Origin of the sequence: Chitinophaga solisilvae (assembly GCF_009928525.1) — a bacterium.
Classification (GTDB): Bacteria; Bacteroidota; Bacteroidia; order Chitinophagales; family Chitinophagaceae; genus Chitinophaga; species Chitinophaga solisilvae.
On the sequence record NZ_JAABOK010000003.1, the window covers coordinates 129,564 to 143,956 of the forward strand.

Here is a 14,393-nt window from a genome sequence, read left to right on the forward strand (position 1 = left end):
ACATCCACAATGTATTTTTAGGGCAGAAAAAAATAAGCATATGAATAAGATATATTATTTGTCGACCTGTAGCACCTGTAAGAAGATTCTGGAAGAGATAAAAGCGAAAGAAAGGGGGATCATCTTACAGGACATAAAAAAAGATAAAATCACGCCGGAGCAGCTCGATGAAATGCACCGGCTGGCAGGCAGCTATGAAGCGCTTTTCAGCCGCAGGTCCCAGCAATACCGTCCTATGGGCTTGCATGAAAAAGAACTGACAGAAGCTGACTACCGTAACCTGATACTACAGGAATACTCTTTCCTGAAGCGCCCGGTAGGTATTTCCGGCGAGCGGATTTTCATTGCCGCAGAAACAAGGAACATGTAGTTATTGGGTTATTTGAGATTTGGTTATTTGAAATGCAGCGAAGATGGTTGCGGATATATTCGCGAAATTCTCCGCTGCATTTTAAATAACCAAATATTAAATAACTAAATAGTGGCGACCTTTTTAAGGAGGGCTTTAACCGCGTTTTTGTACTCGTTCATGTCCTGTTCGTGCTGGAAGGATTTGAACGGGAAGGCAGCAGCAGCTTCAAGGGCGGTTTTTAATACAAATGATTCCTGTGGAAGGGAATAGAAATATCCTTTTTCCATCAGGTATTCACCCAGGTAGACCTGTTCAGACTGCCCCGGTGTGGGAATGAGAATCGCCTTTTTATTAAGTTTCACGAGATCCATCAGGGTGGTGTAGCCGGAGCGGCTCAGCACCAGGTCGGAGGCCAGCATAGCTTCGTTTAACTCTTTGGCGTTCAGGTGATTTACATGGGTGATGCCCGGCGCAATTTCCTCGTGATAAGGGGTGCCGGGTTTACCGCTGACAATCAATGCCGTTACAGAAAGCTGTTTTACCTGATCCAGCACCAGTTTTTCCAGGTTGGAGCGTTGTGGCTCCGGGCCGGAAATCAGGACCAGCAGGTCATATTTTTTAGCTACATTTTCTTTCGGCTCAAAGCGGCTCAGACAGCCTATATACCGGGTGTTGGGCGGTAATTGCGCCGGGTGGGCCAGTTCGCCGGAGAGATTGTTGCTGCCGTCGAAATCAGGAATCCAGCAGGCGCTGTATTTACGGATAAAACTATAGTTTATTTTCTGCAGGGTACGCTCAATCCAGCCACCAAAGGGTGTCTTGATAAGCAGCTGATGGGTAATGAACACCGTAGGGATATCTTTATGGTAAAGCCCGAAGCGGTTATCAGAAATCACCGCCTGAATGCCATACTCTTTCACCACTTTCTTCAGCCAGCGCTGCTCGTATTTTACAGTACGGTAAATTTTGGGAATCTGTTGTATGATCTTCATTCCGAAGAACTTACCTTTCTGCGCGTACTGGATCCGGTATCCGGGAAGCGGCAGTATCTTAATGTCCGGAAATTCCTGCTGTAATAATGCCGCATGTTTTCCTTCTGCTGCAATAAAAACTTGAGCACCTGCGTTTAGCATTTCATAGATAAGAGGAATATCACGGGTGGCGTGTCCAAGACCCCAATCCAGGGGGACAACTAAAATTTTTGCGGGAGTCAGGATTGTGGACAAATAAATTGATTTTTTTTGCGAATTTAGCTTAAATTACAAAGGGTGATTGTTAAGAAAAGGTAAACTATTTTGGCTGGATATAAACTAATCGATAAGTATATTAAACTGCAGTATGAAACAATTTAAATGGATGGTGATCTTTTTTCTGTGTGGAAGTTTAACAACAATGTCGGGCTGTAAAGTGTTTAAGAAAAACGATTGCGGATGTCCCACTATGAACAAAAAGCGGATGCACTAACACTCATCATGTAAGCAGCAACAACTAACAATTTTACCTTATCTTTTTTTGGATTATCCCGTGAATACCTAGCGAAATAATTTTTTCAGGGAACAATCAAATTTTTTATTCATGAAACCTGTAGATAGAGATTTATTAATCCTGCTACATGAAGATAGGTACACTGAGCAGCAAATTCAATCCGCCGTAAGACAGATCAGTGAGATGTTGTCTTTAATTGAAACGATGGACTATTTATGCGCCGTGATGGAAGTAGTAGATTGCAACAAAAGCAGGATTACCAGTAAGCGGGCGACCTTGGAAAAGGCAATATCGCGCAAGTCACACAAGCCTTTTGAATTCATCATTCACAAGAACTAGATTTTTTCCTGGACTGTAAGTAGTGTATGCGTATCGGTTGTTTAGTAGCTTAACCCGCTGCTTATAAGTTTCGTTATGCTTTTTTATTAAATTCTTGTTGTACGTTTGCCATCAAACCAAACCCAAATAAGTGATGGCAGATTTTTCACACCTGCAGGATTTTTTACAACCCGTTTCCAAAGCATTTCTCAACGATGATCAGGAATATGATGCCTTTCAGATCGGAGGGGTAATTGATGTGTATGAAGATAACCATCAGCCTGATCTGGATGCCGCAGATATCATATTATTAGGGGTAGGCGAAGAAAGAGGCAGCGAAACCGGAAGAACCGGTACGCATGGCCCCGACGCCATTCGCCGCGAATTCTTCCGGCTGTATAACTGGCATCGTGATATTAAACTCGCCGATGTGGGAAACCTGCGCTCAGGCGCATTCCTGGCTGATGCCTACGCCGCACTCAAAACAGTGGCAGGCGAACTGCTGCAAGCTAACAAAACCATTATCATCCTCGGAGGATCCCATGATCTTACCTACGCACAATACAAGGCGTATGCCTCACAGCAACTGATTATCGAAGCTACCGTAGCTGATGCGCTCATCGACCTGCAGGAGGAATCCGCCCTGCGCAGCGAACGTTATCTGATGGACATCCTCACGGAACAGCCCAACTACCTGCGCCATTACAATCACCTCGGCTTCCAGAGTTATTTTGTACACCCGCGTATGCTCGAAACACTGGACAAGCTGCGGTTTGACTGCTACCGCCTGGGCCGCATCCGGGAAAATATGGAAGAAGCAGAACCGGTACTCAGGCACTCTGATTTATTCAGTCTTGATATCAATATCATCCGCCACACCGACGCTCCTGCCAATAACCTCTCCCCTAACGGTTTCAGCGGAGAAGAAGCCTGCTCGCTGGCCCGCTATGCCGGTATGAGCAGCCGGCTCTCGTCTTTCGGTATCTATGGCTACCGCCCTGAAAAAGATAAGGAAAACCTCACCGCACGCCAGATTTCACAGATGATCTGGTACTTCATGGATGGTCGCGCCGTAAAAAATAAGGAAGCCTTACTGGATGACCGCGATGCATTCTGGGAATTTCATATAGCCTTCTCCGATATAGAAACCGTTTTCCTCAAAAGCAAAAAAACAGGCCGCTGGTGGATGCAACTCCCCGACCAGGAATTTGTTCCCTGCGCCTATAATGATTACCTCCTCGCCAGCAACAACGAAATGCCGGAAAGGTGGCTGCGGCACCAGGAAAGACTGTGATATTTTGTTATTTGGTTATTTGAGATTTGGTTATTTGAAATGCAGCGAAGACATGCGCGAATATGTTCGCAACAATCTTCGCTGCATTTCAAATAACCAAATCTCAAATAACCCAATAACCCAATCTAAATGGTTATGTCGAGCAGCGCGTTAACCCTGTCTTTAAGGTAGGCGGCTTTATTGTCAGTGGAGATCATGTCATCATCGAGGCCGTTCATGGTGCTTTTGTGCAGCTTTTCTACCCGTTCATCTATCTTTTTAAAATAGACATCTTTTTTTTCCTCCCAGGTAATCTGATCAGCTTCCAGTTTATGCTGGCGGGTTAGATCGATGTGGCTGTAGAGGTGTTGCAGGGTGGAATACAGGAGGCTGTCCAGCTGTTTGTAATAGGTGAGCGCACAGCCATAGCTGTTGCTGCTCCGGGAGAGGCACTGCTGATAACGGGTTTCGAGTGTATCCAGCGCAGCGGAACGCGACTGGGAATAAACATTGGAACACAGGAAAACCAACAGTATAAGGATAAGGTTTCGCATAGGCACTGTGTGAATGCCAAAAATACAAAATTATTATATATAAATATATGTTAATTTAACAAGAACGCTGCTATTGTCTGGCGCCGATGGAGCCGGAGCATACATCTCCCTCCTGATGGGGGCTAAGCCACGTCCGCAGGGTTTCTATACGTTGATGGGTGAGTTCCGTCAGGTAATTGGATTTGCACATGGGGAAAACGCTGCCGTAAAATTTGGCAGATTCGGGGAACATCATTTTTACCTGTGCATCGCGGAGTTGTATCCAGACCTTTTGCGCATCCTTTAAATGCGTGAGAAAATTCTTATTGGCGGCATAATCCTTTACTATCTGCTGATAAACGGTATTCAGCTCCTTATCAGCTTCCCTGTAATCTTTTTCGGCTTTCTTGTTCAATTCAGCCTGTGACTGGGCAAAGCCGGTTACGCTGGCAGCAATCAGCAACAGTGTGACTACAAATGATTTCATCTGTTTAAGGTTTATAGAATTTGAATGCATATACCATAGGCAGCTTCCCTTCCATTCCGCGGATGTAATAGCGTCCGTCCTGCTCTACCGTGTTATTAAAGCAGTTATAGGGGGAATAGTCGAACTCGCGGAATACCTGCAGCTGCAGGCCCTGCGTCACCAGTGCCGATATAATTTCGCTGAGCGGATGATTCCATGACCAGGAGGTATCCTTCAGTTCGGCACTACGGTCAGTATAAGACCCGGTGGCCTCTTCCACAATAGGAGCCGTGTTGAAGTAATCATATTTCACGGTGGTAAAATCGTCGTCAAACATCCAGAGCGTAGGGTGGAAATCCGCCATAATAAAGGAACCACCGGGCTTCAGGTAGCGTTGCACCACTGCAGCCCACTTGTCCAGATCGGGCAGCCAGCCAATAGTGCCGTAAGACGTGAAAACAATATCAAAGCGGTCTTCCAGGTGTTCCGGCAAGCTGTACAGGTCGCAACAGATGAAGCGTGCCTGCGCCTGCAGGGAAAGTTGTGCGGTAAGGTCATTGGCAACCGCTATGGCGGCATCGGAAAGATCAACACCGGTAACGGTGGCGCCTAAACGCGCAAGAGATAACGTATCCTGTCCGAAGTGACACTGCAGATGCAGGATACGTTTTCCCTCCACGCCGGACAATAGCTCCAGCTCAATGCTGTTCAGTGAATTGCGGCCATTCAGGAACGCCGGCACATCATAAAAGTCCGAAGTAACGTGCACGGCTGTACGCTTATTCCACATTTCTCTGTTGGCAGCAATATATTCCTGTCCGCTATTCATTGTTTGTCCGGTTAAATAACAACCAGTTCATAGAAGTCACCGGGAGAAAAATACTGTTTCGCCAGGTGTTGTAATTCTTCTGCAGAAATGGTTTTAATAGTTTGAATGTTATTGTAGAAATAGTTTTCATCCAGGTCGTTCAGGATGAGGTTTTTCCAGCGTTGTATCAGCTGGAAGGCGCCATCGAGGTCGCCCAGGATAGAGCCTATCATATAGTTGCGCACAAGGTCCAGTTCTTCTGCCGGCACTACTTCATCCTGCAGCTTTTTCAGCTCCTTGTATACTTCTTCGATAGCGGCTTCACAAACATCGCGGCCGGCTTCGGTCTGGATGTTGATGGCGCTGGATTGCCTGAAGTTATACAGTTGTGAATGGATGCCGTAGGTATATCCTTTTTCTTCGCGGATATTGCTCATCAGCCTGGAGCCGAAATAGCCGCCCAGAATGGTATTCAGTACCAGCATTTTAGGGAAGTCAGGATGATAGCGGTTCGGGAACTGACGTGCCAAACGGATAGCACCCTGTACGCCGTTTTCATCATTGAAGATGCGGAACTTCTTCTCTTCAGCCGGTTGAATGGGAAGATCCAGCCTGGTAAGATGAGTTTCGCCGTTCCATTTGGTAGCGCCGAAGCTCTTGTTCAGCAGCTCAATCATATTGGCGGGCATATGGCCGGCCACAAATATGCGGCAGTTGTTGTAGGTATAATGCTTCTGGTAAAAGGCCTTCAGCGTTTCGGTCTGCAGTGCATCATACGCCATCATGCTGCTCACGCGGCCGTACGGATGGAATTCTCCGAAAAGATATTTATCGATAAACCGGTTAGCGACAAAATCGCATTTCTGCAGGTTTACGGCAAGCTTCTGTTTATGATTCTGTTTGTACAGGTTCAGTTCTTCTTCCGGGAAAACCGGGTCCAGGATTACATCCTGTAACACCGGCAGCAACACTTCCGCATGCTTGGTAAGGCAGTGCAGGGTGTAAACCGCTGTTTCGTGATAGGCATTCCGGTTGAGATATGCGCCGTGATAGTCGATGCTCTCGTTTATTTCCAGCGCAGTACGTTTGCTGGTACCGTTTTTCAGGAGGAAGTTGGTGGCTGCGGCTTCCAGGCTTTCGCTCTCGTACCAGGTGCCGGCAGGAAATACCAATTCCAGTTGCAGTGTTTCCTGTTCATCAGATTTGACAACATAAACAGGAATGCCATTGTCGAGTGTATACTGCTCGTATGGCTTTAGTTTCAGGTCAAACTCAACTGCATCTTTAATGGGGGGAGGAGTTGTTCTGTTCATTTTATCTCATTTAAACCGAAAGAAAGTCAGCATTAGTTTTCGGCATAGTAGTAAATAGTGTTGGAATTTTTTTCATCGAAGAGTACTTTCGCTTCTTCATGTAAATCGGCGGTAGTAACAACTGCGTAATTCTGGAATTCCTTATTCATCAATGCAGCGTCTCCCAGCAGCTCATAAAACGCCAGGTTGTTGGCGCGGTTGAGCAGGCTCATGTCTTCAAAAGCCAGCATGCTTTCTACGCGGTTTTTTACTTTTTGTAATTCTCTTTCGGAGATGATTTCGTTTTGTAGTTTTTCGATTTCTATCTGGATCGCTTTCTCGGCATCTTTCATTTTTACGCCTTTTACCAGCTTACCTTCAATGGTCAGCAGGCCAGCGTCGAGGGTACCAAAATGGTAACAGTCGATATTGCTGAAAAGCTTTTTTTCCTTTACGAGCACCTGATGCAGCCGGGAAGAGCTGCCACCGCCCAGTACGTCGCTGAGCAGATCAGCGATGTAATAGCGCTTGTCGCCGCGGGGATACATGTGATAGCATTTATACAGCGCATCCAGCGGCACATTGGCTTTCACTTCCAGTTTGTGTGCAGCTGTCTGTGGCGGTTCCACCGGAAGCTGACGGGTATATTTGTCGCCGGCAGGAATATCGCCGAACCATTTTTCTGCCAGCGTTTTCACCTGGTCAACGGTAATATTACCGGCCACAGAGAGGATAGCGTTATTTGGTCTGTAAAATTTGAAGAAGAAGGCTTTCACATCATCCAGCTTTGCATTTTCGATGTGGGACAATTCCTTACCGATGGTCATCCAGCGGTAGGGATGCGCCGAATACGCCAGTTCCCGCATTTTATGCCATACATCGCCATAGGGCTTGTTGATGTAGTGTTCCTTAAATTCTTCCGACACCACCTTTCTTTGTACATCCAGGCTTTTCTCGCCGAAGGCAAGCGATAACATGCGGTCGCTTTCCAGCCAGAAGGCGGTTTCGATATTATCTGCCGGCAGTTGTATGTAGTAGTTGGTAAGATCGCTGGTGGTATAGGCATTGTTCTCGCCTCCGGCCATCTGCAGCGGTTCATCGTATTCAGGGATATTGATGGAGCCACCGAACATAAGGTGCTCGAATAAATGTGCGAATCCTGTCTGTTCCGGGTTTTCGTCTCTCGCCCCTACGTCGTACAGCACGTTTAATACGGCCATGGGGGTTGTATGGTCTTCGTGTACCACCACCTTTAATCCATTGGCCAACGTGAATTTATTATAATGAATCATAATGTAATATTGGTGTAAAAGTAAAAATAGCGATAAAAATTGCGAATTACGAATTGTAACGGGGCTCCTGTTAATCCGGATCATTCCAGGTAGAGTTCTTTTTTCTCATAATTGATGGTCAGGGAGGAGAACTGTTTCCAGATGTCATAGCCGATAGCCCCGGCGACTTCTGTAAACACGCCCACATCGTTGATATCCTTGCTGTAGCTGACAGGCACGGGAGATATATTTTTACCGCCCAGCTGCATGGATGGAAGTGAGCTGTTGATATAATACAGCATCCGCGCCAGGTCCACCACCTGATCGGTATTGATGGTGGGTAAGATGTTGAGTTTATATTTATCTACGTAAGGCCAGTTGAACAGGATACCATAATCGCCGCCCGTGGTGATATGATAGTGACCGGGAAGCGAGCGCCCGTCTGGCAGGGTAATGGAGGCATCAACAACGGGTGTGCTGTAGTTGAGCTGAAAATGCAGCAGGCGGCCGGTGTTGCCAACGGGCATTTTGCCTTTGCGGTAACATATGAGCTGTTGCTGCCGGTAATCTATGCGGATGGTATACAGTTTAAGCAGGTCAATCCCGATAACGCCGTCGGCAGACAGGTTGCTGAGATTTTCCAGGTAGGCCTTTACGTAAGGTATGCGCAGGTCTTTCAGATAGAGGGCATTCAATGATACGATGGCGGTTTTGATCATTCCGTTGTTAGTGCCGCTCATAAAGGCGTCCCGGCTTTTGTTGAGGCGCATGCGGGTAGCTACTTTCTCATCGAGTACGGTTACTTCTGCCCCGGTATCGAAAATAAAATGAAGGGTATCTGAGATACCGGACAGCACAACAGGGATGAGCACCTGCCTGTTCACCATGCTGAAAGGGATTACTGCCAGCGGTTTATGCTGATCTGTTTCTTCCTGAGCAACGGGCTTCCTGCGTTGTCCCCACGCAGGCCAAAAGGTAATGCATATCAATACAATGAGTCCAGGAATACGCCACATGCCGCAAATAACGTTAATCAATGGTTTAAATAACGTTAAAGGATGCTTTTTATTGGCATTTTTTTGATAAGCAGATCATTATCGCGGCTGATGAGCAGGGTGGCCTTGCTGCCGATGTTTTTGAGCAGTTCGCGGAACAGCTGCAGATTGGATCCCAGGTTGTTATTGACCGCCATGATGATATCGCCTTTGCGGATACCGGCTTTTTCGGCCGGGGAGCCTTTGATAATATCCGTCACTTCTACCCTGCCGTCTATCAGGTAGATGATGAGTCCTGTATAGGAGTAATCAAACATATCCTTGAAGTGAGAGTTGGGCAGCAGGTATATTTCCTTTTTGGCGTAGTTCAGCGTGATGTTGAAGCGGCGCAGCAGGTCGTTGCCGATCATACCACCCAGAAACGGATAGGCGGTAACGTTAGTAAGATCGTCGAAAATATAGGTAGGCACATTACGGAAGGAAAAGCTGCCGACTCTGAATTCCTGTATGGTGGTGAGAGACATCTGCATTTTTCCGCCGAGGCCCTGGGCTTCGGTTTGAATGATTTTGCGGCTTTTGCGGTGATTGCCGAAAAGGCTGCTGTCTTTCGCAAACTGTGTGGATATCAGCAGGCACATACCTGCGCCGGTATCGAAATAGTACCGGTTGTTGACGGTTTTACGGTTGTTTCTCAGCGGAGCGGTAATCAGCGGAATCTGTGTGAGAGAAGGTTTGAGCAGTTGGCCACCTCTCGGGTAATTGAATTTTCCTTTGCTGTAGATGATGATTTCTTCCGTATCGTAATCCACAGAAACAATGTACCGGCTGAGGAGGCTGTAGCCGATAATACCATCTACCTGGATACCGTACACCTGGCTGATGAGCTCATAGTCGTTGACGTGGAAGTCGAGGCTGTCCACCGTCAGGCCCGGCAGCTTCAGGGAGCGGTTCATGGCGAAAGATACAGGTTTGGCGGCGCCCAGTCCTTTTACAATACGGTCGGTAGGCGTGAGTTTGATGCCCAGTCTGACACAGGTGGAGGTATCCAGGGAAATGCCGGCGCTGCCAGTATCCAGGATGAACTGCAGCGTATCCGGCACATCATTGATGACGGCTGAAATGACCACTACTCCTCCATAGTATTGTTTAAATTTAAAACGGGTGATAAGCGTGGCTTCCCGCGCTGTATCTTTTTCTAACGTGGCACTTCCGGCGAAGGCTTGTTGACAGGTACCGGCAAAGGCTACAATGAGCAGCAATAAAAAAGACAGATTACGTTTAGGCATACATCAGATGCAGGGGTATCATGATTTACATAAATTTAACGTATAAAATGGTACGTATAAAATATTTTTATTACAGGCGGTTAATTGTCGATATACTACCTTTGTTTCGTTATACAGCGTTAGAATTATAGTATTATGGAACTTCAGCACTTATATGAGAAGGCGCAGCAATTCGGATTTCTGACAGCGGAAGAAGGGGTATTTATGTTTGAAAATGCCCCCCTGGCGGAGCTGATGCAGATTGCCAACGAATTACGCAAGCAGCAGGTGCCGCACGGGAAGGTGACCTGGCAGATAGACAGAAACGTGAACACGACCAACGTGTGCACGGCCAACTGTAAGTTTTGTAATTTTTACCGTATCCCGGGACATGCCGAAGCATATATCACAGAGATAGATGAGTACAAGCGTAAAATCGAAGAGACCCTGAAGTACGGCGGCGACCAGCTGCTGCTGCAGGGAGGGCATCATCCGGAGCTGGGACTCAGCTTTTATACCAACCTTTTCAGGGAACTGAAGAAGTTATATCCTGCACTCAGGCTGCACACCCTCGGGCCCCCCGAAGTGGCACATATCACCAAACTGGAGAAAAGCACCCACCTGGAAGTGCTGCGCGCACTTCAGGAAGCTGGTATGGACAGCCTGCCGGGCGCAGGCGCAGAAATCCTTAATGACCGCGTACGCCGCCTCATTTCCAAGGGAAAATGCGGCGCCCAGGAGTGGCTGGACGTTATGCGGGCTGCCCACAAACTGAATATTGCCTCCTCTGCTACCATGATGTTCGGACACGTAGAAACCGTACTGGAGCGCTTCGAACACCTGGTAGACATCCGTCAGGTACAGAGTGAAAAACCGGAAGGCCACTATGGCTTTACCGCCTTCATTCCATGGACCTTCCAGGACGTAGATACCCTGCTGGCAAAGATCCGCGGCGTTCACAACATGACCACCGCCGAAGAATATATCCGCATGATCGCCATGAGCCGTATCATGCTGCCTAACATCAAAAATATCCAGGCCTCCTGGCTTACCGTAGGTAAACAGGTAGCCCAGCTCTGCCTGCATGCCGGCGCCAACGATTTCGGTTCCATCATGATCGAAGAAAACGTGGTAAGCGCCGCCGGCGCTCCTCACCGCTTCACCTACCGCTCCATGCAGGAAGCTATCCGTGAAGCCGGTTTCGAACCGCAACTCCGTACACAACTATACCAGTTCCGCGATATACCGGCGTCTATTCAGGAACAGGTTATTAACTATTAATTACGAATTATTAATTACGAATTACGAATGTAGAAGCGAAGAATAAAACGAAGATTAAAGGTGATAACTATAAAACATCACCTTTAATCTTCGTTTTATTCTTCGCTTCTACATTCGTAATTCGTAATTAATAATTCGTAATTATTTGTTAAAGTGCTCCCTGCCCTGTTACAATCCCCTCCTTATTCCGTCTAACAGGTGTAACCAATCAATAACAAAGGAGGGACCATGAAAAAGCTGGGTTTATTAATGGCAGGTATAGCGATGGTGGCTATGACGGCCTGCACAAGCACTAAATTAACTTCATCCTGGCGCGCGAATGATGCGCCGCAGATACAGAAAGATAACAAGGTAATGGTAATGGCACTGGTTCCGGCGAGAGACAGATCGCTCAGGAGTCAGATGGAGAACTTTACCGTTAATGAACTGAGGAGAAAGGGCTATAACGCCGTATCAGCCCTACAGGAGTACGGTCCGCAGCAGTTTGGTAAACTGGGCGAGAAACAGGCTGTTGACAGGCTTAAAGGCAGTAATGTAAATCAGGTATTGACCATCGTAATGGTGGATAAAGCCAGGGAAAGGAATTTCGTTCCGGGTAACATGTATTCACCGTATGGTTATTACGGTTTCTGGCCGTATTACTCCCGCTGGTATTCCAATATTTATTCTCCCGGATACTACACCTACAATACCAATTATCAGTGGGAAGGCAATCTGTACGATATTTCCAGCGGCCAGCTACTGTATTCCGTGCAATCCAGATCATTTGATCCGCCAAGCACCGAAAGAATGGCTGTACTCTTTGCACAGCAGGTGGTGAAGGATATGGGGAAACAGCAGATACTGGCGCGGAATTAATTACGAATTACGAATGATGAATTGCGGGTTACAGGCGAAGAACAAAACGAAGATTAGAGGGAATAATTATTATTTACCCATTTTAATATTCGTTTTGTTCTTCGCCTGTAACCCGCAATTCATCATTCGTAATTCGTAATTTTCTTCGTAGGTTTATCCCCATTATTCCAGCCATTTATGTTAGAAGTTCCGGTTAATGAAGATATTATGCTGCGGCAGTTACAGCCCGCAGATGCTCCTTTGGTATATAAGCAGCTGGACAGTTCCCGGAAAAGTCTCCGTAAGTTTTTACCGTGGGTAGATTACAATACCAGTGAAGAGCACAGTTTGCGTTTTATTCAGATGATGTTGCGGAAGGCAGAAGATCAGGAGGCGATAGCGCTGGGTATCTGGTATAAGGGAGTGCTTTGCGGAGTGATGGATCTGCATGACTGGGATCATCAGTTACACAAGGTGGAAATAGGTTATTGGGTAGGAGAGTCATTTCAGGGGAAGGGTATTGCCACCAAGGCATGCCGGGCGCTGGTAACTTACGCATTTAAAAAACTGCGTCTGAATAAAATTGAAATTCACTTTATGTTACAGAATGAACGTAGCGGGCAAATCCCTATCAAGCTGGGATTTACCCGGGAAGGTATACTGCGGCATAATGCCAAGCTACACGGTCAGTTTGTGGACATTGTAGTGATGGGTGTATTGCGGCAGGACTGGAAGTTCTAACGTTCCTGCTGCCGGTCCGGAAGGGTATTACGGACTTTACTGTTCTTTTTACTGTAGCCATAGTATATTACCATACCGATAGCCATCCAGATGATGAGGCGCAGCCAGGTATCTGCCGGCAGGGATATCATCATGGCCACACAACTGAGAATACCCATAGCCGGAACAAAGGGTACCCACGGCGTTTTAAAGGCGCGGGGCGCATCCGGAGATTTATACCGCAGCACCCATACTCCGGCACAAACGATGACGAAAGCCAGCAGAGTGCCTATGCTGGTCATCTCTCCCACTACCTTCAGCGGTACCAGCGCCGCAAACAGACTGATAAAAACACAGAAGAGGATATTGGACTTCCAGGGTGTGCGGAAGCGCGGATGTATGTCTGAGAAGATCTTTGGCAGCAGGCCGTCTTTCGACATGGCATAGAATACGCGGGACTGGCCCCAGAGGTCTACCATGATAACCGACGTATAGCCGATAACGATAGCAAGCACTACTACCTGTCCCAGCCACAGATAAGGCGTATGGGAGATGGCAATAGCTACCGGCGCGCCGCTGTTTTTGAATTCAGTATAGGGCGCCAGGCCTGTCATCACATAGGAGAAGAGTATAAAGAGTACGGTGCAGATGGCCAGGGAACCCAGAATACCGATAGGCATATTGCGCTTCGGATTTTTTACCTCCTGGGCGGCAGTACTTACAATATCGAATCCCAGGAAAACGAAAAATACCACTCCTGCTCCCCGTAGTACGCCAGACCAGCCAAACTCCCCGAAAGTACCGGTGTTGGCAGGAATATAAGGGATGTGGTTAGCCGGCTGTATATAGCTCCAGCCCAGGGCAATAAAAACCAGCACCACGCCTACTTTCAGGGATACTACCACCGCATTCCAGATAGCGGAGCCTTTGGTGCCCCTGATCAGTACCAGCGACATCAGCACAATCACCAGCGCTGCGGGCAGGTTGAAGAGGCCGTGCGTTACGGTGCCATCCGCCAGCTTGAACGTTTCAAAGGGAGAATGCACCAGCTGCGGCGGGAGGTGAATATTATAGCCTGCAAGGAACGCCACGAGGTAGTTGGACCAGCTGATGGCTACGGTAGCTGCACCGACGGAGAATTCCAATACGAGGTCCCACCCGATGATCCAGGCGAAAAGCTCTCCCATAGTGGTATAGGCGTAGGTGTAGGCGCTGCCGGCGATGGGTATCATGGAGGCAAATTCCGCATAGCAGAGACCTGCAAATGCACAGCCGATGGCCGCTATCACAAACGAAATGGTTACTGCCGGTCCGGCGTGATTGCCGGCCGCCAGGCCTGTTAATGAAAACAGCCCCGCGCCGATGATAACGCCTAATCCCAGCATCACCAGCTGAAATCCACTCAGGGAACGCTTCAGGCTATTGTCGCCTTCTTCCTGAGATTCCTTTAACAGCCATGATAGTGGCTTTTTATAATATTCTCCCATGAATACTCTA

14 protein-coding genes are annotated in these 14,393 nt (G+C 47.5%); 5 read left to right on the forward strand and 9 right to left on the reverse strand.

The features are described from left to right. Nucleotides 1–40: 40 nt before the first annotated feature. On the forward strand, nucleotides 41–370 hold the full coding sequence (locus GWG06_RS06485; protein ID WP_160712119.1) for an arsenate reductase family protein: 330 nt from the start codon (nucleotides 41–43) through the stop codon (nucleotides 368–370). A gap of 104 nt (nucleotides 371–474) precedes the next feature. On the opposite strand, the gene GWG06_RS06490 is transcribed toward GWG06_RS06485, so the two are convergent. After that, complete coding sequence (locus GWG06_RS06490; protein WP_127042023.1) at nucleotides 475–1,578, reverse strand: glycosyltransferase; 1,104 nt, start codon at nucleotides 1,576–1,578, stop codon at nucleotides 475–477. A gap of 731 nt (nucleotides 1,579–2,309) precedes the next feature. On the opposite strand from GWG06_RS06490, the gene GWG06_RS06495 reads away from it, so the two are divergent. After that, the gene (locus GWG06_RS06495; protein WP_127042021.1) at nucleotides 2,310–3,449 is read left to right on the forward strand and encodes a formimidoylglutamase; all 1,140 of its coding nucleotides are present in this window, start codon (nucleotides 2,310–2,312) and stop codon (nucleotides 3,447–3,449) included. Nucleotides 3,450–3,574: 125 nt separating this feature from the next. Here the strand turns inward: GWG06_RS06495 and GWG06_RS06500 are convergent, their stop codons facing one another. From GWG06_RS06500 to GWG06_RS06530, 7 genes are all read right to left on the reverse strand, one after another. After that, nucleotides 3,575–3,982 (reverse strand): hypothetical protein, encoded by a 408-nt coding sequence (locus GWG06_RS06500; RefSeq protein WP_127042019.1) that lies wholly within the window; start codon nucleotides 3,980–3,982, stop codon nucleotides 3,575–3,577. Between the two features lie 70 nt (nucleotides 3,983–4,052). Next, on the reverse strand, nucleotides 4,053–4,448 hold the full coding sequence (locus GWG06_RS06505) for a lysozyme inhibitor LprI family protein (RefSeq protein ID WP_160712121.1): 396 nt from the start codon (nucleotides 4,446–4,448) through the stop codon (nucleotides 4,053–4,055). 4 nt (nucleotides 4,449–4,452) lie between these two features. Continuing rightward, the gene (locus GWG06_RS06510; RefSeq protein WP_127042015.1) at nucleotides 4,453–5,256 is read right to left on the reverse strand and encodes a class I SAM-dependent methyltransferase; all 804 of its coding nucleotides are present in this window, start codon (nucleotides 5,254–5,256) and stop codon (nucleotides 4,453–4,455) included. A gap of 11 nt (nucleotides 5,257–5,267) precedes the next feature. After that, complete coding sequence (locus tag GWG06_RS06515) at nucleotides 5,268–6,548, reverse strand: M16 family metallopeptidase (RefSeq protein WP_160712123.1); 1,281 nt, start codon at nucleotides 6,546–6,548, stop codon at nucleotides 5,268–5,270. Nucleotides 6,549–6,580: 32 nt separating this feature from the next. Continuing rightward, nucleotides 6,581–7,819 carry a M16 family metallopeptidase gene (locus tag GWG06_RS06520; RefSeq protein WP_160712125.1) on the reverse strand — a complete coding sequence of 413 codons (1,239 nt, stop codon included), beginning with the start codon at nucleotides 7,817–7,819 and terminating at the stop codon, nucleotides 6,581–6,583. Nucleotides 7,820–7,899: 80 nt separating this feature from the next. Continuing rightward, nucleotides 7,900–8,814, reverse strand: a complete 915-nt coding sequence (locus GWG06_RS06525) for a retropepsin-like aspartic protease (RefSeq protein ID WP_160712127.1) — start codon at nucleotides 8,812–8,814, stop codon at nucleotides 7,900–7,902. 35 nt (nucleotides 8,815–8,849) lie between these two features. After that, on the reverse strand, nucleotides 8,850–10,079 hold the full coding sequence (locus GWG06_RS06530; RefSeq protein WP_127042007.1) for an aspartyl protease family protein: 1,230 nt from the start codon (nucleotides 10,077–10,079) through the stop codon (nucleotides 8,850–8,852). A 135-nt stretch (nucleotides 10,080–10,214) separates the two neighbouring features. Between GWG06_RS06530 and mqnC the strand changes: the two genes are divergently transcribed. The 3 genes from mqnC (at nucleotide 10,215) to GWG06_RS06545 (ending at nucleotide 12,917) form a co-directional block, all read left to right on the forward strand. Further along, nucleotides 10,215–11,339 carry a cyclic dehypoxanthinyl futalosine synthase gene (gene mqnC, locus GWG06_RS06535; RefSeq protein ID WP_160712129.1) on the forward strand — a complete coding sequence of 375 codons (1,125 nt, stop codon included), beginning with the start codon at nucleotides 10,215–10,217 and terminating at the stop codon, nucleotides 11,337–11,339. Between the two features lie 228 nt (nucleotides 11,340–11,567). Continuing rightward, nucleotides 11,568–12,197, forward strand: a complete 630-nt coding sequence (locus GWG06_RS06540) for a hypothetical protein (protein WP_127037452.1) — start codon at nucleotides 11,568–11,570, stop codon at nucleotides 12,195–12,197. 177 nt (nucleotides 12,198–12,374) lie between these two features. Continuing rightward, entirely contained in the window at nucleotides 12,375–12,917 is a 543-nt protein-coding gene (locus tag GWG06_RS06545; RefSeq protein ID WP_160712131.1) for a GNAT family N-acetyltransferase, read from the forward strand. On the opposite strand, the gene GWG06_RS06550 is transcribed toward GWG06_RS06545, so the two are convergent. Continuing rightward, a complete protein-coding gene (locus GWG06_RS06550; RefSeq protein WP_127037456.1) occupies nucleotides 12,914–14,383 on the reverse strand; it encodes an amino acid permease in 1,470 nt (489 codons plus the stop codon). The genes GWG06_RS06545 and GWG06_RS06550 overlap by 4 nt on opposite strands. Between the last annotated feature and the right edge of the window lie 10 nt (nucleotides 14,384–14,393).